21 protein-coding genes are annotated in these 19921 nt (G+C 47.5%); 8 read left to right on the top strand and 13 right to left on the bottom strand.

The window, feature by feature from the left end; genetic code table 11:
* Positions 1-249: 249 nt before the first annotated feature.
* The gene (locus EDC63_RS09540; RefSeq protein ID WP_124946557.1) at positions 250-570 is read right to left on the bottom strand and encodes a winged helix-turn-helix transcriptional regulator; all 321 of its coding nucleotides are present in this window, start codon (positions 568-570) and stop codon (positions 250-252) included.
* Between the two features lie 106 nt (positions 571-676).
* On the opposite strand from EDC63_RS09540, the gene EDC63_RS09535 reads away from it, so the two are divergent.
* Positions 677-1072, top strand: a complete 396-nt coding sequence (locus tag EDC63_RS09535) for a hypothetical protein (RefSeq protein ID WP_124946556.1) — start codon at positions 677-679, stop codon at positions 1070-1072.
* Positions 1073-1089: 17 nt separating this feature from the next.
* The gene (locus EDC63_RS09530; protein ID WP_165922963.1) at positions 1090-1545 is read left to right on the top strand and encodes a class I SAM-dependent methyltransferase; all 456 of its coding nucleotides are present in this window, start codon (positions 1090-1092) and stop codon (positions 1543-1545) included.
* A 205-nt stretch (positions 1546-1750) separates the two neighbouring features.
* Here the strand turns inward: EDC63_RS09530 and EDC63_RS09525 are convergent, their stop codons facing one another.
* From EDC63_RS09525 to EDC63_RS09505, 6 genes are all read right to left on the bottom strand, one after another.
* Entirely contained in the window at positions 1751-3205 is a 1455-nt protein-coding gene (locus EDC63_RS09525) for a vanadium-dependent haloperoxidase (RefSeq protein ID WP_124946554.1), read from the bottom strand.
* Between the two features lie 67 nt (positions 3206-3272).
* Positions 3273-3698: a hypothetical protein gene (locus EDC63_RS09520; RefSeq protein ID WP_124946553.1), complete on the bottom strand. Its 426-nt coding sequence runs from the start codon at positions 3696-3698 to the stop codon at positions 3273-3275.
* 8 nt (positions 3699-3706) lie between these two features.
* A complete protein-coding gene (locus EDC63_RS09515) occupies positions 3707-5023 on the bottom strand; it encodes a beta-ketoacyl-[acyl-carrier-protein] synthase family protein (protein WP_165922962.1) in 1317 nt (438 codons plus the stop codon).
* The gene (locus EDC63_RS18550; protein ID WP_165922961.1) at positions 5007-6317 is read right to left on the bottom strand and encodes a hypothetical protein; all 1311 of its coding nucleotides are present in this window, start codon (positions 6315-6317) and stop codon (positions 5007-5009) included. The genes EDC63_RS09515 and EDC63_RS18550 overlap by 17 nt, the downstream gene beginning before the upstream one ends.
* 216 nt (positions 6318-6533) lie before the next feature.
* A complete protein-coding gene (locus EDC63_RS09510) occupies positions 6534-7244 on the bottom strand; it encodes a hypothetical protein (protein ID WP_124946551.1) in 711 nt (236 codons plus the stop codon).
* Between the two features lie 100 nt (positions 7245-7344).
* Positions 7345-8202: a peroxiredoxin family protein gene (locus tag EDC63_RS09505; protein WP_165922960.1), complete on the bottom strand. Its 858-nt coding sequence runs from the start codon at positions 8200-8202 to the stop codon at positions 7345-7347.
* 584 nt (positions 8203-8786) lie between these two features.
* On the opposite strand from EDC63_RS09505, the gene EDC63_RS09500 reads away from it, so the two are divergent.
* Positions 8787-9551 (top strand): helix-turn-helix transcriptional regulator, encoded by a 765-nt coding sequence (locus EDC63_RS09500; RefSeq protein ID WP_124946549.1) that lies wholly within the window; start codon positions 8787-8789, stop codon positions 9549-9551.
* A 677-nt stretch (positions 9552-10228) separates the two neighbouring features.
* Here EDC63_RS09500 and EDC63_RS09495 read toward each other — a convergent pair.
* From EDC63_RS09495 to EDC63_RS09475, 5 genes are all read right to left on the bottom strand, one after another.
* Entirely contained in the window at positions 10229-11014 is a 786-nt protein-coding gene (locus tag EDC63_RS09495; protein WP_124946548.1) for a hypothetical protein, read from the bottom strand.
* Entirely contained in the window at positions 10999-11235 is a 237-nt protein-coding gene (locus tag EDC63_RS09490) for a hypothetical protein (RefSeq protein WP_124946547.1), read from the bottom strand. Before EDC63_RS09490 ends, EDC63_RS09495 begins: the two co-directional genes overlap by 16 nt.
* A 1116-nt stretch (positions 11236-12351) precedes the next feature.
* On the bottom strand, positions 12352-13251 hold the full coding sequence (locus EDC63_RS09485) for a hypothetical protein (RefSeq protein ID WP_124946546.1): 900 nt from the start codon (positions 13249-13251) through the stop codon (positions 12352-12354).
* Between the two features lie 276 nt (positions 13252-13527).
* Entirely contained in the window at positions 13528-13806 is a 279-nt protein-coding gene (locus tag EDC63_RS09480) for a hypothetical protein (RefSeq protein ID WP_124946545.1), read from the bottom strand.
* A 30-nt stretch (positions 13807-13836) separates the two neighbouring features.
* Positions 13837-14316 carry a hypothetical protein gene (locus tag EDC63_RS09475; RefSeq protein WP_124946544.1) on the bottom strand — a complete coding sequence of 160 codons (480 nt, stop codon included), beginning with the start codon at positions 14314-14316 and terminating at the stop codon, positions 13837-13839.
* Between the two features lie 324 nt (positions 14317-14640).
* Here EDC63_RS09475 and EDC63_RS09470 point away from each other — a divergent pair, with 324 nt between their 5' ends.
* The gene (locus EDC63_RS09470; protein ID WP_262982227.1) at positions 14641-14826 is read left to right on the top strand and encodes a helix-turn-helix domain-containing protein; all 186 of its coding nucleotides are present in this window, start codon (positions 14641-14643) and stop codon (positions 14824-14826) included.
* Here the strand turns inward: EDC63_RS09470 and EDC63_RS09465 are convergent.
* Positions 14823-15218: a hypothetical protein gene (locus EDC63_RS09465; RefSeq protein ID WP_124946542.1), complete on the bottom strand. Its 396-nt coding sequence runs from the start codon at positions 15216-15218 to the stop codon at positions 14823-14825. The genes EDC63_RS09470 and EDC63_RS09465 overlap by 4 nt on opposite strands.
* 146 nt (positions 15219-15364) lie before the next feature.
* Between EDC63_RS09465 and EDC63_RS09460 the strand changes: the two genes are divergently transcribed.
* The 4 genes from EDC63_RS09460 to EDC63_RS09445 are packed head-to-tail and all read left to right on the top strand — an operon-like array spanning position 15365 to position 19914.
* A complete protein-coding gene (locus EDC63_RS09460) occupies positions 15365-16432 on the top strand; it encodes an XRE family transcriptional regulator (protein WP_124946541.1) in 1068 nt (355 codons plus the stop codon).
* The gene (locus tag EDC63_RS09455) at positions 16413-16910 is read left to right on the top strand and encodes a DUF3368 domain-containing protein (protein WP_124946540.1); all 498 of its coding nucleotides are present in this window, start codon (positions 16413-16415) and stop codon (positions 16908-16910) included. Before EDC63_RS09460 ends, EDC63_RS09455 begins: the two co-directional genes overlap by 20 nt.
* Positions 16907-18403 carry a type I restriction-modification system subunit M gene (locus tag EDC63_RS09450; protein WP_124946539.1) on the top strand — a complete coding sequence of 499 codons (1497 nt, stop codon included), beginning with the start codon at positions 16907-16909 and terminating at the stop codon, positions 18401-18403. The genes EDC63_RS09455 and EDC63_RS09450 overlap by 4 nt, the downstream gene beginning before the upstream one ends.
* Positions 18400-19914 (top strand): type I restriction-modification system subunit M, encoded by a 1515-nt coding sequence (locus EDC63_RS09445; RefSeq protein WP_124946538.1) that lies wholly within the window; start codon positions 18400-18402, stop codon positions 19912-19914. Before EDC63_RS09450 ends, EDC63_RS09445 begins: the two co-directional genes overlap by 4 nt.
* The last annotated feature ends 7 nt before the right edge of the window (positions 19915-19921 follow it).

Below are 19921 nucleotides of genomic sequence, written 5' to 3'. Positions count from 1 at the left end.
GTAGCGGATGCCTACTGAAAGAAGCATGTCATGAATAGGCTTGGGGTGGAGGCAAAGTAAAATTCAAAAGAAATTTTATTTCCAGAGTTGATTGTGTCCTGGTGCCAGAAAATCGAATGCAACGCATTTTACGAGGTCTCATTTTATTTGCATAGTTCGGTCTCGCTGTTTCTTATCAAAGCCTCGGCCGAGAACTGACTGATATAACTGGCTGTGCGTGCCGAATTTCCATGCGTTAAGGGATGGGGCCTACAGCAACTGCCCAAACTCGCTCATTGAAATAATCACTTTCTCCAATTTTCTGCCTAAGAGTGTAAGTTCATATTCTGTTGTGACAGGAACGGTCGGGTATATGGTTCGCTTGACCAGTTGGTTTTTTTCTAGCAGGCGCAAACGGGCTGCAAGCAGTTTAGGACTGATCTTTTCCAGACTCCTTTGCAGTTCCGAATAACGCTTCTTGCCGCTTAACAGGTCGCGAACGATCAAAGTCGTCCATTTCCCCTCGATTATTTTCGAAGTTTTACGAACAGGACATTCTTCAGAACAGGGGGTTTCATTTGCGTATGCCATAGCCTTACTTTCCTTTGTGACTCTAGCTTTCTAAAAGGTAACTACTTCCGAAAGGATAGTTTAAATGTTAGATTTCGCCAAGCACTTAATCACACAGGAACATATCATGAAAAAACTAAACTATCTTTTGAAACTCGTAGGAAGTATTCAAATCTTTTTGGGATTGGCTTACCTCTTTGCTCCGGCACTTTTTCTGCATGCCATGGGGCATTCTATGCCGCAACCAGATATTTACTATCCGCTTGGTATGTTGGCAGCGCGCTTTATTTCCTATGGTATAGCGTTGTTTATCATATCAAGTGCACCCGCCCAACACGTGCTATGGATAAATTTTATGATCCTGATTCAGGTAATTGATCTGGGTGTGGGCATTTTCTACACATCAATTGGCGTGATACCGCTTTCCTTGTCAGCGTTCCCGATGTTTAACGCGACATGGATTATCCTTCTGTTAACAATGTGGCACCCCATGAAGGAACCCGCAAATGGAATAGCCCATTGATTGATTATTACCATAGGATGAACATCCTGGCCTTGTTGTGTTTCAGCCCTGCCTCGCTGTTTCACAAGATAAACGCGTTACCTTGGTATCAGGGAGTTTTACGAACCTGGGCCGATAGTTTAGGATACAAAACGTGTGATTCGATATTGGAAGTGGGGTGTGCAACGGGGCAGCTTACGCAATACTTGGCTCAGTGTGGTGCGGTTGTTATCGGTGTGGATAAGTCACCCAAGATGTTGCAGAAGGCGAATGCAGCTCATACGGACAGGGCGCATTTTGAGCTGGCCAGTGCGTTGGACTTGCCCTTCGAAGATAACCAATTCGATTACGTTATCGCTGCTTCCTTGATTAATATCATCTCCGAACCAGCGATAGCGATGCACGAAATGACGCGGGTATGTAAACCGGATGGGAAGGTCTCAGTACTGGTGCCGCAAACAGGTATGATGGACGAAGATGTCGCCAGTCTGTAAATCAGCACGCAATTATTGCCAGAAAACAGCATAGTCTTTTACTATCTGTTCTATCCCAAGCTCGATTGCATAAGGTTTGTGTGGTTTTCCACTGTGCTGTTTTTTTAGAAAAGTTGGAAAACAGGTCTGCTGTTTCACACTCTAAAAGGACAATTACCCCAGATTTTACGTTTTGGGGGTTGGTCAAAAATAGCCATACATACTATTATGTGCTACCGTCGTTGTCCCTACCGGCATGCGGAGCGAAGAGTTTTTTTGCCTTCTTCCATGCCTCACTACCAATGAGATGACCAACTCGGCGACCTTCCATGTCGCCATCGCGGAAGTGAATACCACCATAGCGTCGAGATATACCAGCCTCATCCGAAGCGTCGGTAAACGTAGCCCAGGAAAGCAAAATATCTGCAGCCGGCACACTACCAGGCTCGACGCGTGAAGTGCCCTTCCCGATCGTCACGCCGTATCCGAACACATCGCTGCCCGTAAAGAGTTTTAGCACCTCCGCCGCAGAAGCACTATACGTGCTGTGGCCCGAAACATATTCGGCAAACGGCGGTGTTACAACTGTGCTCGCTTGGTATGGATTCCAGCTTCCTCCCAGGACATCTCGCGTACCTTGATAGGCGCCGCCCCATGCTTTAACTGTTTGACCATTGAACAAGTAATGAATGGCACTTACAGGGCGAACGTAATCGTATTGGCGTTTAATGCCCCATGTCCACACGCTAGCATCGAACAGCGCATTATTCATGGCAAAAAACAACTTAGCGTCCTTGTCCACATTATAACCATCACGTTCCGATACAAACTGAGCAAAAAGGCTCCAGTGTCCAGGAGGTAATTCAGAGTTCGGACCATCTGCCCAATATTCTGCAATAACCTTTTGAACATCAGTCAACGTGGCACTATAGCTTAGAATCTCGCGTGCTTGCTCCAAGTATCCCATGGAGCCTGCCAGACTGGGTGCTTTAATTTTATATTGTTGGAGCGATTTGAGGGCGAAGGGGACTACATTACCCCAATGCGGCGCGATGAATTTTTGGTTCACGGTACCCCCGTGGCCATTGCTTACACGGAGCGGTTGCCAGTGGTTGGGGTCAATGATCGAATCGGGGGTATTTACCGGTTGATAGCCGGTGTAATCGCTGTAGGCCCCTGGGGCTAAGTCGCCCAGTTGGTTGGAACCATCTGCGTGACGAAAATCGAGTACAGCCTTACAAGCCACGTTGCCAATCCCTTCAGGGGTTGCCATATCGTTCGTCCCGCTGATCGGGTTGTATCCAAGCGAGGCCATCTTTGCATCAAACACAGGTTTCTCGCTGGGGAAAAGATCGACTGCTGCACGGTAAGCAGCGTAATTGATCGCTTTGGTCTTGTTGGCATCGGTTCGCTCACCTTCCGGTCTACGCAAAGCGCTGCCCAAACGCGTTCCGATTGCGTCTGCATCATAAGCGGCCCATGCGTCATACATGCAGGTATGAGAAACGGCCAGCATGCGCGCTACCATAGGAGGCCCAGGATGAGTGACGCGAATCGCTTCAAGTATTACATTATTCCATTCAATTACCGCCGAAGGCGAGGCTTCAGCTTCCACTCCCATCGCAACTAAACTTGCCAAGCTTAGGGGGACTACTTTTAACAACAATTTTAGCAATTCCATACTTTGAACTCCCTATATGATCTGAATTAATGTGTTCGTCCAACCGTCCTTTAGCAGTGGTTTTTTTCTATAGCCAATATTCACCAATCCATTGCGTATTCTTGAAGTCGATGAAAATGCGCTTTGGCACCAAACGTGTCACAGCTTTGTTGTGTAATTCAATTTCCGGTTGACGTCCTAAATTCGCAGCAATCTCCAAACTGCAATTTGACGATGTGACTGGGCGGAAATATACGGCGAATTTTTCATTGACGTAAACTGGTGTCTTGTTGCGAGGTTTTTCATGAAAGTGAATGTATTTTTTTACCATACAAGAGAAGTACAGTTCCATCTCGACATACAGAGGGCGTTTTCGGCGATCAAGCTCGCGTTGGGCGCGCGCCGTCCATTCCACCAAGAGGAGTCTGTTGTTGATAGAAATCTTTTTACTTAAAAGTTCACCATTCAGCGCATTCGCTAAAAACTTATGAAAGTGCACAGAAAGGCGTGACATTACAACGCTTACCTATCTACCTGGGCTAGCGCCAATACGACATTCTTGCCGCCAAACCCGAAGCTATTTACTAAAATTCGCTGCAAATGGGGTGTCTGATGCATTTTTCGTACATAACTAAGATCACACTCCGGATCTGATTCAGATAAATGAAGTGTTGGAGGGATTATTCCGTCACGTATCGAAAGCAACGAAGTGATTATTTGAAAAATTCCGCTTGCCGCGAATGCATGACCTAGCGCCCCTTTCACAGAGCTTATCGGTATTCGTCCTGCATCTTGCCCGAGTGCCATTTTGATTGCGTGCGTTTCTACTCGATCTAAGTCGGTGGTACCCAAACCACATGCGTTTATGTAATCCACCTGATGCGCATTCCAGCCAGCAGTTTGGATGGCCTTTTCAATTGCTAACCGAGCAAGCATGCCATCTTCTCTAGGCTTAAACATTGAGTAAGCATCGCAACTGGCACCCGAGCCGACAAGCTCACCGTAGATTCTCGCCCCCCGTTGCGCGGCGTAACTATAATCTTCCAGAATGACAGATCCAGCGCCTTCACCCATCACAATTCCACAGCGGCGCGCATCGAAAGGCCGCGGTAGATCACGTATACGCCCCCCATCGTCGGGAGCCAACATCCCACCTGCTTCCATGGCGGCAAAAATTGTCGGATGCAGGGGTGCCTCTGCACCGACAACTACTACGGCACGGCATTCTCCATTACGGATTAGTTCGGCAGCGCGCACCATAGCGCTAGCAGTCGAAGAGCAGCCATTTGAAATGCTCTCGCTAGGGCCTGTTACACCAAGTGCAATGGATATCTCTCCAGAAAGTGCATTGGCAAAGGTCGCAGACATGGTGAATGGACTGATTCGCCTTAGGTTTCCTTCGCGCACCAAGTCGTGTGTCCTGAATGCCGTACCTAGTCCGCCAATTGATGTGCCTGCACAAACACCAATATCATCTGTAGTGCCAAGAGCAACATCAAAGCCTGAATCTGACCAAGCACGCAATGCAGCTAGCAAACCAAATTGGGTTACGCGATCGGTACGTCGAGACAACTTTGCACCCAGCGTATTAACTTGGTCGAAGTCGCAAACTTCAGCTACCAACGAAGAAGCAAATGACGAAGTGTCAAAGCTGGTAGCTGGGGCCACACCAGACTCGCCAGCGCATAACCTAGACCAGAATTGTGTAATGTCACTGCCCAGAGGAGATACAATGCCGAGCCCGGTCACCACAACTCTCACCTTTTTTTGTTGTGCATCATAGTATGGGGCTTCCAAGGATTTCTCCATTTTTCCCATGACTTCAATATTTGCTAACATGCCGTTCCCCACCGTGCCATTTCTCCTGATGTTCTGCCTGTGTTTTGGTATAAGCACCTTGTTTGAAATGCATGTCATAGAAGTCCATATCCAGGTGATGTGCCTGGTAGGTATACGCGCAACGAAACGCATCTACATGGGCCGGAAATCTGCCATAAATTTTTTGGACGTATTCACAGAAAGCTATTGCCGCGTCAATTGTCCGTTCCGAATGCGCTAAAACAGGTACGTCAAACGTCTCAGGCTTCCATGGTGTGTATCCTTTTTGGCGATAAAACCCTTCGGGTCCAAATTTCGATTTGACTACAGTCTGAACTGCTTCGGACATGCTTTTTACAAAAGGGGGTAGCAAGCTGTTCCATACCGGTAGCCTACCAATCGGGTTCGAAGGAACCCCAGACCGTGTCGCCGCCTCAAATTGAAAACCCAGACCTTCGAATACTTCCGGATTGCAGCCAAGCATATGACGTCCACTGCCCAGCGTTTGGATACTACCGCCAAGTCCCATTGCTTGAGTCATGAGCATCATGTTTTGGCAAATGATGCCTTGTTCGATAGCGGCGGTTTCTGCAACCATCGAATCTAGATCGCGCAACCGCATGATCCGGCCATCTTTAGGTTGTTCATACAAGTGTCCACCTTGTGACTGTCTAAAATCAGCTAGTCCACAAGGCGCATCAGCATTCTCTGTATCGATAATAAAAAAACCATATTCCTCACTCAAAAGGAGTAAGAGGAGATTCAGATAGATCGGCACAACACTGGTAACAGGAATAAAATATGTGCTGCCTGCTACATTGCTATATGGCTGATTAAAAGCATGCATATATGGCAAACGGCGTGGGATTTCCAAGCGCTGATTGGAGACTTTTACGATACTCGAAGGCACATCATGTTGTGGCAATTCGTGATGACATGGATTAAAAAATACGCCATCGTCGTTTGTAAGGAAAATCTGCGAGGTGTGGGCTCCGCAGGCACTCGGAATAGTTCGGCCACGGAAATTCATTAAAGTGCGCCCTTCGCTGTTCCCCGTCCCTTGGGCCGTGTCCGTATGCTCATCAAAGGCCATATCACCTATGTTGTTTCCTGTATCACCGATACCTGCAAACAACAATAGTTCTTCTTCTTCCTTCGCGAGCGGCATAGGTGGTAATTGACTGCTGAATTGTAACGGCCCCCTTGTAATGTCCATACCTACGGCAAACCGACGACTTCTACGATTAATCAGCGCTGCAACTAATGGATAATCGGCCACTTTAAGCAAGCTGGCAGACAATCTTGAATTTTTCATGTTAGGTTCCTAATTGCCAGGAGCAATTGAAGAAACAAGGTTTGGTGGCTCGAAAATTGTAGAGCTACCAAACCCGTTTTTGCTAGTAAAAAACATATAAAAACTGTATATGTTTATGATGTTGCGACCTTCCCAGAGCCAATAAGTTGGCCATGCGGCAACCCGAATTGTATCTCTCTAATGAGAATCTCGAGTAAGCGATTAGACTGTTCAAACTCAGGGTAAAGTTATGAACGCTTTGTCGACTCCTACTGAGTAAGGCAACTGAGGGCCCATAGGGCCATCAGGGTCGACCATGTCACCCTCTAGGAAAATATCACCTTTGGCGTTTGCAAACAGGCCGGTGCCACCATCTACCGTGCAGAGTCCAAAATAGTGAATGACAGCAGGTAGTTCATTAGGTAAAGTCACCATGCGCGAAAATCCGTTGCCATGAGTTATTACCGTGTCTTCAACCCCATCCCCATCTATGTCACCGAAAGAAATGATTGTAGAATTCATCGGGGAAACTCTGCCACCAAATAGATTGGGCGTGCCAACCACCTGCATTGCAATCGGATCACGCGTTATACTGCCATCAGGTAGCACAATTTGAGACGGAAATTCAATGTAACCTGTATCCTTACCTTTGGCATGCATCCGAAGTTTTTTCATAGGGTCTTTCGTGATTTTAATTATTTCAGCGGTGCCGGTATATTTCATCGGCATCCCAAACCCAGTTGGTATTTCTGGGGAAATTCGTTCAATAGATGTTTTTACCTGAAAGGAAAATTGCAGTTGATTATTGTTTTCACTATTGCGGCGTCCATCGTCTGCCAAGACGGAACTTGTGAATCCAATAGTAACAACCAATGCTGTCACCAAAATTGAGCATTGCTTCTTGGTTGAATAATTGTTTCTGTATCGTGAAATCATTTTGTTTGACATCGTTAACCTCCATAGATTTTTTTTAAAAAGTTGCTGCACTGTTTTATGTTATGGCTTCATGGCAATAACATATTGAAAATAATCCGAGCCATGCTTTTTTTCAATTTTGCAGAGCACCTAACAAAACTTCGAGCCCTGGCCTCACCCTGTAATTTTCTGTTTGGTCAACGAATACAATCTTGCCTTTTGTGTCGGTCACGATAACAGTTGGGAAAACAGTGTCAGTGTTGTAGCCAAAAACTTGAAGACCAAGCGGAAGTCCCGCGATGTGGCTAATTCCAAGTTTTCTAGCAGCTTTCCCTTCTTTATCAACTAGAAACTTGAATGAGACGCCTAAGTTCATGGCTAATTTGGCGCTTTTGTTTTGTGGTTGAGGACTGATCAAAGCCACCGTGACCCCGCGCTGCTGAAATTCCTGACACTGGTTGGCTAGTTCCCGCACTTGCGCCATACAAAGCGGACACCAGTTGCCACGGTAAAAAACCAGCAGTAAGGGGTTTCCAAACAGACTATCAATGCGAACCGCTTGGCCGGTTTCATCGGCTAGATCAAGCACTGGAAGCATCTCGCCTACGTGCAATGCTTTAGTAGCAGGTCGTCCTAAAATCGAGTACCAGTACAAATAGGCGAGTGTGCCGACTAGGCTCAAGACAAGCGCAGCAAGGAATGGAAGGTTAGCCGTTTGAACTTCCCCGTCATTCATCAATCCGATGCCCGCAAGTGCTGTGCCGAGCGTGGTTGCCACTAGCAGCAAAGGAATATGCCGCGTTGTACGAGGCAACCATCCCCCATAGTAAAGGCCAATCAGGCATGAAACTGCCCCGCTAGCTACGGCAGCACCGATCCAAGCCAGCGAATTGCCTTCTGAAATGAGCTTGTACACTGCCATCAGGAACAGGGCTACATTCCCGGTCATGTACATTCCTACAAATACAGCTTTGAGATGGTTTTGTAGCATGTTTATAATCCACTTAAAAAATGTGACCATGTACATTTTGGTTATATATTGGATATCGGTAAACTGTCCTTTCGGACAGGTGGTCATTGTGATGACTGCTCGATTAGCTATAGCTTGCGTTGAGGCTGTAGAAAAAACTTTTATCATATTTTTTTCTGATTAACCCTCAAACTCAGCCAGTTTCGATTCCGAAGATTCTTGCCGAGTGGCTCTCTATAGAGTTTTTTCCCAACATGTACCTTATCGAACGGAAACCCGCATCAAGATCAGAACTTTGACCAGATTGGCTGAGTTTGAGGGCTAATCAGATATCTTTTAGACAGTAATTGCTTCCTCGTTTCAAAACGAAACAAGGATTTCTCGCCAATCAATAGATATTTTTTACTACACGTGACTTGCAGTTTGTTAATTTATGTTCTGAAACGACCCGCATATCCCTGTCACGGCTGATATCTAGCATGGTGATCTCAATATCAACTACAATTCTACATCTTGATGCAAATGGCATTTTGCGACATAATGCCATGATTGCTTTTTCTATAACTTCGTTAATTGTCAGCCAGCAATAATTTAGGATATTCTTCTTGAGTGAACTGGAACAGAAATTGTCGCGTGGAGATTTGTACAGGCTCCTGGATTTCATCGAGTTTTGCCGGTGCGCGGACAATCAGGACAAAGTTGTGCCTGCACTCGCACAACTTGACGACATCATTCCGTTTCAAGCTGGTATCGTAGGACTTCTGAAAGTTTCCGGTAGTTCGCTTAAGCAAACGGTGCGAACCTTTTCACTCGGACACTCACCCGAATTTCTGGATAATTATTCCAGGCAGGCTTTTGCGCAATACGATCCACTAGTCGCCCGCGGTTTGAGTGAATCCGATCCTTTTTCATGGGAAGAGGCTATATCTTCGCACACCCGACCAGTCAACGCAGTCCAGGTGAAAAAGCTTCTGGAATTGTCCGCTGACTATGGCCTCAAGCGCGGGCTCGCATATGCATCACGCCCCATGCCGCGAAGCAACGAAGTAAGCTATATTTGCCTTGAGACGGGACGCGAACCTTTTTCGAGTGCCCATTCTGAAGCACTTCGTTTTGCACTACCCCACCTGCATGAACTTTTGCGACGGGTATGTCAGAAGGCGCATGAGGAAATTGCGCCAGTACTCAGTGTCCGCGAACTGGAAGTGTTGCAATGGTTGAAAGAGGGTAAGACAGCGTGGGAAGTCGGTGCAATACTGTCTATTTCAGAGCGTACTGTGAAGTTCCACATCACCAACTGTTACACCAAGCTGAATGTCACAAATCGATCTCAAGCGATTGCACGGGCGATGTGCCTAAACTTGATCTGAAGAGGCTGTACTGCAATCGAAATGGTAGGTAGGGTGGTTGAATATTTTCAATTGGCTGTTGCTTTTGTTTCTGAATATATCAACGCACTATTTTTGCTAGATAACTGAACATTATTTCTTACACCAAGCTCGATTATATGCGACTCGAATTATTTTCATAATATGCTGATTAACATAAAGAAACTATTTTCTGAATTTTGAGATTCCCCGGTCTTACAAGAAAAGGCGCGAAAGCCTGATAATTTTTCTGTGAAAGTCTGCTTCATAAGCATAATGAGCCATTAGCTTGCGATCAATGAATGACCGTTCCTGGCACACTGTGGGAAATGCGTTTTGCTAACAGCCTGCCGCAAAGCCGTCATTCATAGTCAATCGAATTCTGACGGGGGCGACCGGCCGCTTAGGCCGATTTAACGGACTAATGCACCAGCTGTCCTACTCCCAGCTTAGTGCCGCTTTGTGACATTTGTATCGAGACCTCGGGAACTACTTTAGCTCGAGGCTGAACTCTATAAACTGGACTTATCATAGTGCGCTAATCGGATATCGTCGCAATTTTCCATAAAATCTTTGTAATTCGCCCCCTTAAAATAGTGCGTAGCATTGTATAAGCTCAAGGGCGATCCACAATGTTAAGAGTCGGTTCACATCAGCAAGCTTTCAAAGTCTGTCATTTATCATGGCTCAATCGTTATTTCTTCCGCTTGTCCAAACTGCACAACTAGCGTTAGTGGGTGAATTTTGAGTGGGAAAAAGATCACTTTGAAAGGTGAAGGGGCCGACAGTTTTGAGAGAGCAGAAATATTCCGCAAGCGGTGGTTGACACCTGGTGTTTCCGGATAGGCGACAACTGCACGGCCTAATTGATAACCAAGCCATTCCATACCCAATGCAGCGCCAGCCAAATATTTTGCCTGTTTGTGTATGGCTGGACCAGATTTCCTGCTACGTTCAACCTCTAGCCATATCCAATCCTGTCCAGGCGGCTTGGCCAAACCATCGGGAATTTTCATACCGGAACGAGTTCTGCGATGCAGCTCGCGCCCAGTGACAATTTGGAAACCCTTGTTTTTCCACTTTGCGAGAATTTGATGGGCAATCAGGTCGTGGAGCCAAGTGGAAGAAATGGTGATGTCTTTTGAAGTCCATGCATCAATCCCACGCACCTCCCAAAGGCGGTCTGCGCCTGCTTGGCCAAGTAGATAGGCCCGTGCATGTTTGCTGTCATTCTCTCCTTGTAATGGACGAAAAAATATCTGGCGTTTTTCTACAAGGCGTCTTAGTAGCCGCTCTGCCAGCGTTCTGGATTGATTCGATGACGAGTACAATAGAATCCCGACTTCCCTTGCGCGAAGCCAGCCAAAGCGGTGGAGAAGATGTAGGGCATCCAGCTCAAGTCGCTGGCCTTGTATCCTGGAAGGCGTGTGAAAATCATCAAGCGAGGTGTCTAGTTGTATATCCATGTTGGTATGCTCAGGTATGTGCTCTGCATATATTCTGCCTGAGCAGGGGATAGCAATTGCAAGGTGAAATCGAAGAATTCGGCATCGTCGTGGTGCTGCGCATCCGATCTGAACGCTCGGAAGCCACGACTGGAGCCGCTGAACGCTGCTCCTGCCTCATGCAAAATATTTTTGCGCCGCCACGCCTCTCCGCCTTCGGCTCCGTCCCCTTCGGGGCGCACTGCGTGCGGACGGGCAATCAGCTTCGCCGACTACTGCTACCCTTCCGCTAATGCTCCAGGGTTGCATCGCCCCTACGGGGTCGTTGCTGGACGCACCGATCTGGAACCAGATTGCCCGTCCGCCCCATGGCGGGCGGGGCGGCGGGGCGATGCCCCCACCACCTAACGCGCGCTGGGGCGCGCTGTCTCACTGTCGCTCGCCTACGGTGGTGGCTCCCCCGGCAATAAATAAGCTGCGCTAGGGCGCAACTCATTTATTGGGCTGCGGTTGAATACCTTGCCCCACCGCAAAAGCGGTGGCTCCTGAGTGCGGTGGTTTTGGTTACCTATGCGTTCTGTACTAATGTTCTTTGCTATCGTTATCAATAATGTAGTGTGCTGGGTTGGTCACCACTCCTTGCTCGCTATAGATTAAGTATTAGCCAATTTTATCCTGCACTGATTGCAATTAATTATTCAGATTTGCGTGTTCAAATTTAGATATCTGAATCGGAATTCAAAAACAGATGTCTTCTTCTGAATACGAATTCAGATTCATGATCTGTTAGGCAAATTGCCACATAATTGACGACCCAAATCTGAATAATTGATATGCGTGAGAAAGTTTGACGCCACACTTGGCTGAGTACCCGATAAGCTATAACCAGAAACGAAAAAATTGATATGGATGACCTTAGGTTGGCAGTAACTACTATTTTGCACATTAATTGTGTGAAGTGTTGCTTGCTATTTTTTCTACAATTTAAAGGGCTTCCAGATTTTATTGTGAGTAAAGACCCAAACCACATTAATGGACGAAATCAACCTTTAGAAGTTTTGATAGCAACACACTGTAAAATCCGGGATCTCCAATGAAATTGTTATATAGCTAGATTTTCAGATGATGCTTTTGTCCAAGAGGTGTTTTTTTTGAAATCCTCATCAGTAAGTTTGGATAGAGCTAAAAAAAGATGCCCAACCAAAGGTCGGGCAATATAATACAACAGCGATTTGTAGCTGCTGCAGTCGTAAAATAGAGAAAATGGCGTTCTAGGGGGAGTCCACCTGAATAAAACTCCTCTATAGATGATCAATTTATAAATGGCATCAACAAGCAGCATGTTTAAAACTTACCCGCTAAAATTCGTATGTTTCACCGGATTGCATCACCTTTGCATTAAAAAACTTGTGTTTTGCAATCACCAGGTAAAACCAGTCTGGCAGCTTTGCAGAAAGGTTTTGAAAAAATTCCTTTTCAGAAAAAGGGTAATTTTCATATCCATGGCTTTGTGGGACATCGGTATTCGTACTGAATTTATGGAACCAGAATTTCGACACAGGACTGCACATAGTCCACACTGAATCACCTGGTTTAATGACAGCACTTTTAACCGTAACCCAGTCAGGTACAATAGATTCTCCAATTTGAACTTTATTCGCCCTGGGAGTGAACAGGTAACATCCTCTTCCGCAACCGTTCCCGTCCAGCGTGATATTGGCAAATTTCTTTGCCATATCAAATTGTGCACTAGAATCCGGATCAGCCAGCTTACCGCTATAATCCTGAGGCAAAGCATCCACCATACCTTTTTCAAATATCTTTAAAAATTGATCTGCAGCATCAGAATTACTCTTGGCCATAGATTTCGGCATCATGGCGCACACATGATTAAATCCAGCATCAGTCAGGGTGGTTTTAACCTGTAGATCTTTTTTGATATTAGCAGCACCATAAATAACGGCCGCTGTACCAGTAACAATGCCCGGCAATCCAGGCGTGCCTCTAATCAGTGCATCTGCGCTGGCAACACCATCCATAACAGCAGAACCAGGCGAATTATTTAAAGTTTTAGTGGTTTTGATCTCTTTACCATTATTGGCATATCCATCAGTAAAATTACCATATTCAACCACACACCAAGCCAATGTATGATTATTTGCACACCCATTATTAATTGTATTTTCTGTGAATTTGTATTGCTGAGTAGAAACACACCCCTCAATTAATAACACCAGTAAAATTATCACTACTTTCAATTTATTTCTCCTTCAAGAAGCAACATGATCACTGATTTCTTTATTATTTTTTCTATGATTGGTTTTTTTGGCGGTATAAATTGTAAAAGCCAGCACACACAATCCAAACATGATAAATATGCCCATCGCGATTAGCACACCATTCGGTAACATCATCATCTCCTATTTAAATTAAAGTAGTCTTCAACGCCAAACAAATTAAATTGTTATGAACATAAATTGCTCAACAATTATTTATTCCGCTAACTTTGAAGAATGGTCTGTAATTATGATGCGTCAGGCAATTTCGCCTTCCTGATTCACTTCAGGACCCCATCCCATTTGATCCAGTGCAAGCCCTAACAAAAGACTAGCCTCTCCGGTTGGCAGATCTGGTGGTACATGGAAACGTTCTGGTATGATCAGCGTGTGTCTGATACCCATGTTAACCTGGTAAAGTCCACGCCCGTTCAGACCTGTAGTCAGGGTACCGTAGACACCCTTGCCATTAATGCCTTTTACTTTCCAGCACCAGATTCCCGTATTCTCTGATACGTTATCTATTCGGTAGGCCATGGACACTCCATATGGTTAACGTAATAATCGTTATCTTGGACGCTCACGTCTTTCCCAATTATCAATGTTACGATACTCACGCATTTGTTCAAGCATTTCTTCTTGCAGCGCATTTTGACGTTTAAGTTCATCACGCACATGAAATGGAATGAAATACCTCCTCGCCCAAATCGATGCAAACAGGATCCAAGCGAAAAATAGTATTTTTCCAATATTTCCCGAAATAATATCGACAACAAAGAAGAAACTTCCGATTGCGTAAAAAGCTGTCACTAAAACTGTCCTCGATTTTACCTTGATGACACCAATCTCAGCGATATATGCCATCAGGAAAGCGGCAGCAAAATAAGTTAGCAACCAGCCAAACTGGGAATCTTGTTGGGGATCAGGAATGGTGAGTCTAGGGTGGTCAATGAAATCAAATGCCCAATATAACAAGTAACAAACTACAGCAAGGTAAATCAAGCCAAAGAACGTCATTGCTTTTTCTGGTTTTTTAATCCAATTCATGTTATTTCCTTCACGGAATAGGCGGCTAATCATCAATTCATTTTTTGATGAGTGATGCTACCCATTGTTCGCTTCCGCTGAGCAATAGTATTTGCTCCGGAAGTAACGACTAGCGCTTTGATCTCAATGAGAGAATAAGCCACAAGTCGCGGCGCGCTCCCTTTTTCATATCTTTGATTGCATGAAAGAGGGGTAGGTTGGAATAGTGATTATTCCTCCACTAAATGCTACTTATAGTCTGTAGATTCAAAGTCGTCAAGATCGGCATGCTGATACCCTATGAAAAAAGGGAAAAAAACGATCTCAGCTCGGCAGCGATTTGCCATGAACCTGCGCAAGGCACGCCTAGCCAGAGATATATCGCAGGAAGAACTTGCAGAACTAGCGGAATTGCATCGGACTTATGTAGGATCAGTGGAGAGGGGGGAAAGAAATATAAGTATCGACAACATGGAGCGCCTTGCCACGGCGCTCCAGTTAGATGTTATCGAATTGTTGCAAGGCATTTAGATCCGAAAAAATATTCCGTTACGGATGCCGGATAGTTTTTTAACCCAGATGTTGAAAGGGAGGGTGATTATGATAAAAGGGCTAAGTTTAAGCAAATTTAGCTCGATTATTTTGGTACCCTCAAGCTGAAAGAGCCTTTTAAGTGCAAGGCTACTCTTATCTGAATGCACCCACCAAGTGAGGTCATCTCGTTCAGCACCAACCGCTGACGCCCACTTTTGTAAGATAGGCTTTGCTTCTCGCTTATATTCTCCTTTTTTGGGTTGAGACCAAAGGGATACACTCCCTGTTTTGTATTTTCGCACCCATAAAATGGCACCTGGAATTTCAATTTTAGCCACAATGGCTTTCATTGATCGCCGTGATTTTAGCTTCTCTTTGTAACTGTTCATAAAACCTCCTTTTGAAGTGAACAGTGTTAATTGGCTGAACATGGATTAATAAAACAGCGCGTATTGAATTAGTTGTTCCCATTAATGGTTTACATTATGTATAATAAATTTTGTTTTTGTAAACTTCGCTGAATTAGGAGGGAACTATGTTTAGCCAGCGATTATTCCGCGCGCGCAAAGCTGCCGGGTTATCTCTACGAGCATTAGGCGATGCAATTGGTCTTTCTCATGCTTCTATCAAGAAATACGAAGATGGTGTGGCAATGCCATCCTCGGAGATATTGATTAAGCTTTCTCGGGCGCTCAATGTGCGGACTGAATATTTTTTTCGTCCAGAAACTGTTGCGCTGGATGGGATTGAGTATCGAAAGCGCAGTTCTCTACCCAAGAAACAGCTTAATGCTATTACGCATGGGGTGATCGACCAGATCGAACGGCGAATTGAGCTAGAGAGCCTGTTTCCCACCCCGCCTGTAATTCCATTCGCGCCTGTCGAAGGTCTGCCTGACGCTATTGTAGACGTCTCGCAGATCGAGGGGGTGGCTGAGACCGTTCGCCAGGCGTGGAAGCTGGGCTTTGATCCCATACCAGACCTGATTGATGTCCTTGAGACGCACGGCATTCGTGTCTTTATTGTAGATACAAATACCGACCGGAAATTTGATGGTTTAGCCGCTAAAGTTAACCAGATGCCGATTGTCGTTGTGGGAAGTAATTGGCCTGGTGACCGGCAACGTTTTACCTTGGCTCATGAGTTGGGGCACCTGATGTTGGCTGGTCGCCTAGCGGCTGACATCGATGAAGAGAAGGCGTGCAATCGATTTGCAGGAGCATTTTTGATTCCTCGGCAGTCAGTGCTTCAGGAACTTGGCCAGCACCGAAATTATATTGAGCCCAAAGAACTGGCCCTCCTTAAGGAGGAATTTGGCCTAAGCATGGCCGGTATTCTCTATCGGGCAAGCGACCTTGGAATTGTTACGCATGCTTACCGTGGCGATCAGGCCCGATTGTTCCGAATTAAAGGGTGGCATGTAACTGAACCATGTATACCATACCCCGCGGAGAAGGCTCATGTGTTTGAGCAGCTGGTTTTTCATGCACTCGCAGAGGATTACATCGGGGAGTCAAAGGCAGCAGAGCTGATGAAGATGTCTCTGACCGCCTTCCAAACCGTGCGCGCTTTGGAGGGCAGTAATGCTGCTGTTCATCAGTGATGCCAATATTCTGATCGATATTGAGATTGGTGGTCTCGTTGCTCCAATGTTCAGTCTCAGTTATCAGTTTGCTGTCCCTGACGTATTGTTTTACGAAGAACTCGATGAGCAACATGGGTATCTATTGGGAATGGGTTTGGAGTCTAGGTCATTGAATGACAATATGGTGACTCGGGTTGAACAGCTTGCTCAAAAATACCCGCGTCCAGGCCGTATGGACCTATTCGCGCTGGTGTTGGCGGAACACGAGAAGTGCCCATTATTAACAGGTGACAGTGCCTTGAGAGCGGTGGCTGATCAGGAAAATATTCAGGTTCACGGAACACTTTGGCTGGTTGAGGAAATGGTGAAAACAGGGAAGATATCAGTTCAGGTTGCTCGAAATGCCTATCTGCAGATGCAGGTGCATGGCCGTAGATTGCCTTGGCACCTTGCCGAGCAGCGGCTGCATGCAATAGAAGAAGGGTTGCAGCCTTGAGCGCAAATGAAATCACGCTCAACCAGATTGAATCCCATCTCTGGGAGTCCGCCAATATCCTGCGTGGCCCGGTGGACGCGGCTGACTTCAAGACTTACATCTTCCCGCTGCTATTCTTCAAGCGCATCTGCGATGTCTGGGACGATGAATACGCTGAGATTGTTGCGGACACTGGAGATGCCGAACTTGCGTTATTCCCGGAATCACATCGCTTTCAGATCCCGGATGACTGTCACTGGAATGATGTGCGTGCCGTAGCCACCAATGTGGGCAACGCACTGCAACGGGCCATGCGCGAGATCGAGAAAGCAAATCCTGATACCCTCTATGGCGTATTCGGAGATGCTCAGTGGACCAACAAGGACCGTCTGTCTGATCCACTCCTGAAAGATCTTATCGAGCACTTTTCCAGATTGCCCCTGGGCAACCACAATGTCACCTCTGACTTGCTTGGCGATGCCTACGAATACCTGATCAAGAAATTCGCCGACGCCACCAATAAGAAGGCAGGCGAGTTCTATACGCCGCGCAGCGTGGTTAGGCTGATGATCGAGATGCTCGATCCCCGGGAGGGCGAGACTATCTACGACCCGGCTTGCGGCACTGGCGGCATGCTACTCGCTGCCGTCCTGCACGTGAAGGATATGCACGGTGATGTGAAGCGCTTGTGGGGCAAGCTCTATGGTCAGGAGAAAAACCTCACCACTTCGTCTATCGCCCGTATGAATCTGTTCCTACACGGCATTGAGGACTTTCAGATCGTGCGTGGCGACACTCTCCGAAACCCGGCCTTCTTCGATGGCGACCGCCTCGCCAACTTCGATTGCGTCATCGCCAATCCGCCGTTCTCACTGGAAAAGTGGGGCGAGGAACAGTGGATCAATGACCCATTCGGCCGCAACTTCGCCGGCCTGCCGCCTTCAAGTTCGGGTGATTTTGCCTGGGTGCAGCACATGGTCAAGTCGATGGCCGAGGTCAAAGGACGCATGGCCGTGGTGTTGCCGCAGGGCGCGTTATTCCGCAAAGGGGCCGAGGGTGCGATTCGTCAGAAATTGCTGGAGATGGATCTTGTCGAGGCGGTCATCGGTTTAGCTCCGAACCTGTTCTACGGCACTGGCCTTGCCGCTTGCATACTGGTGCTACGCAAGAAGAAGCCGGCCCAACGGCGCAAGAAAGTCATGATCGCCGATGCGTCCCGCCTGTTTCGGCGTGGACGGGCGCAGAACTACCTGGAGCCTGAGCATGCGCTGGAAATCCAACGCTGGTTCGAAAACTTCGAGGACGTGCAGGACGCCGTGCGCATCGTCAGCCTCGACGATATCAAGGCCGAGGACTGGACGCTCAACATTTCTCGCTACGTGCTACCACCCTTGCAGGAGGATATTCCGCCACTGCCGGAAGCCATTGCCTCATTCAAGGATGCACTCACCCGCTGCCGCGAAGCCGAGGATCGCCTCGCCAAAGTAATGACCGAGGGAGGCTGGCTGCAATGAGCGCCCGGATCACCCAGCAAGAATTGGAAAGTTATCTCTGGGGCGCAGCTGTCTTGCTGCGCGGCCTGATCGACGCAGGCGACTACAAGCAGTTCATCTTCCCGCTGCTGTTTTTCAAGCGCATCTCGGATATCTGGGAAGAGGAATACCAAGCCGCTTTGGCCGATTCTGGTAGCGATCTCTCCTACGCTGAGTTTGCAGAGAACCACCGCTTCCAGATCCCCGATGGTGCGCACTGGAAGGATGTACGCCAGTCACCGAAAAATGTCGGCATGGCCATTCAGACTGCCCTGCGTCAATTGGAGGCTGCGAATCCCGACCTGCTCGCCGGCATCTTCGGCGATGCGCCGTGGACCAACCGCGAGCGCCTGCCCGACGAAACCCTCAAGAACCTGATTGAGCACTTCTCGACCCAGACGCTCTCGGTCGCCAACGTGCCCGAGGACGAACTCGGCAATGCCTACGAATTCCTGATCAAGAAGTTCGCCGACGACTCAGGCCATACTGCCGCAGAGTTCTACACCAACCGCACCGTCGTGCACCTGATGACGCAACTGCTCGCGCCTCAGGCTGGCGAGTCGATCTACGATCCTACCTGCGGTACGGGCGGAATGCTGATTTCGGCGTTGGCCGAGGTCAAGCGCAGCGGTGGCGAGTACCGCACACTCAAGCTCTATGGGCAGGAACGCAACCTCATCACCTCCGGCATTGCGCGGATGAACCTTTTTTTGCATGGCGTTGAGGATTTTCAGATCATCCGGGGTGACACCCTGGCCGACCCCAAGCACATTGAGGGCGACCGCCTGCGCAAGTTCGACGTGATCCTGGCCAATCCGCCGTATTCCATTAAACAATGGGATCGCACAGCGTGGGAGAAGGATAAATGGGGCCGCAACTTCCTTGGCACCCCACCTCAGGGCCGAGCCGACTACGCCTTCCAGCAGCATATCCTGGCCAGTCTTAGTGACAAAGGCCGCTGCGCCGTTCTCTGGCCCCATGGCGTGCTGTTCCGTAACGAGGAACAATCCATGCGCGCCAAGATGGTCGAGCTGGATTGGGTCGAAGCGGTGATTGGCCTCGGGCCGAACTTGTTCTATAACTCGCCGATGGAATCCTGCATCGTTGTCTGCAACCGCCGCAAACTAGCTGCTCGCAAGGGCAAGGTGCTGTTCATCGACGCGTTGAGTGAGGTCACGCGGGAACGGGCGCAGAGCTTCCTCAAGCCGGAGCACCAGCAGCGTGTTCTTAATGCCTATCAAGCTTTCCAAGATGAGTCAGGGTTTGCAAAAGTAGCAACCATCGACCAAATCTCTGCTAACAAAGACAACCTGTCGATCCCGCTCTACGTCAAACGCCAAGCTTCAGTCATTAGCGTTAATGGTCAATCTCAACAGCCAGAAACACTAGAAGCAGCATGGGAGCAATGGCAAACATCAGGGCGTGATTTTTGGCTACAGATGGATAACCTGGTAGAAACACTGGATGGATTAGTTACCGACCTGCCTCAATAGAAATTGA

Origin of the sequence: Sulfurirhabdus autotrophica (assembly GCF_004346685.1) — a bacterium.
Lineage (GTDB): Bacteria > Pseudomonadota > Gammaproteobacteria > Burkholderiales > SMCO01 > Sulfurirhabdus > Sulfurirhabdus autotrophica.
The sequence above is the reverse complement of the archived record's forward strand: the minus strand, read 5'-3'. Positions and strand labels throughout refer to the sequence as shown.

Coding starts and splice junctions, on each gene's coding strand:
- EDC63_RS09540 (WP_124946557.1), bottom strand. CDS start 570: ATGGCATACGCAAATGAAACCCCCTGTTCTGAAGAATGTCCTGTTCGT.
- EDC63_RS09535 (WP_124946556.1), top strand. CDS start 677: ATGAAAAAACTAAACTATCTTTTGAAACTCGTAGGAAGTATTCAAATC.
- EDC63_RS09530 (WP_165922963.1), top strand. CDS start 1,090: ATGAACATCCTGGCCTTGTTGTGTTTCAGCCCTGCCTCGCTGTTTCAC.
- EDC63_RS09525 (WP_124946554.1), bottom strand. CDS start 3,205: ATGGAATTGCTAAAATTGTTGTTAAAAGTAGTCCCCCTAAGCTTGGCA.
- EDC63_RS09520 (WP_124946553.1), bottom strand. CDS start 3,698: ATGTCACGCCTTTCTGTGCACTTTCATAAGTTTTTAGCGAATGCGCTG.
- EDC63_RS09515 (WP_165922962.1), bottom strand. CDS start 5,023: ATGTTAGCAAATATTGAAGTCATGGGAAAAATGGAGAAATCCTTGGAA.
- EDC63_RS18550 (WP_165922961.1), bottom strand. CDS start 6,317: ATGAAAAATTCAAGATTGTCTGCCAGCTTGCTTAAAGTGGCCGATTAT.
- EDC63_RS09510 (WP_124946551.1), bottom strand. CDS start 7,244: ATGTCAAACAAAATGATTTCACGATACAGAAACAATTATTCAACCAAG.
- EDC63_RS09505 (WP_165922960.1), bottom strand. CDS start 8,202: ATGCTACAAAACCATCTCAAAGCTGTATTTGTAGGAATGTACATGACC.
- EDC63_RS09495 (WP_124946548.1), bottom strand. CDS start 11,014: ATGGATATACAACTAGACACCTCGCTTGATGATTTTCACACGCCTTCC.
- EDC63_RS09480 (WP_124946545.1), bottom strand. CDS start 13,806: ATGGCCTACCGAATAGATAACGTATCAGAGAATACGGGAATCTGGTGC.
- EDC63_RS09475 (WP_124946544.1), bottom strand. CDS start 14,316: ATGAATTGGATTAAAAAACCAGAAAAAGCAATGACGTTCTTTGGCTTG.
- EDC63_RS09470 (WP_262982227.1), top strand. CDS start 14,641: ATGAACCTGCGCAAGGCACGCCTAGCCAGAGATATATCGCAGGAAGAA.
- EDC63_RS09465 (WP_124946542.1), bottom strand. CDS start 15,218: ATGAACAGTTACAAAGAGAAGCTAAAATCACGGCGATCAATGAAAGCC.
- EDC63_RS09460 (WP_124946541.1), top strand. CDS start 15,365: ATGTTTAGCCAGCGATTATTCCGCGCGCGCAAAGCTGCCGGGTTATCT.
- EDC63_RS09455 (WP_124946540.1), top strand. CDS start 16,413: ATGCTGCTGTTCATCAGTGATGCCAATATTCTGATCGATATTGAGATT.
- EDC63_RS09445 (WP_124946538.1), top strand. CDS start 18,400: ATGAGCGCCCGGATCACCCAGCAAGAATTGGAAAGTTATCTCTGGGGC.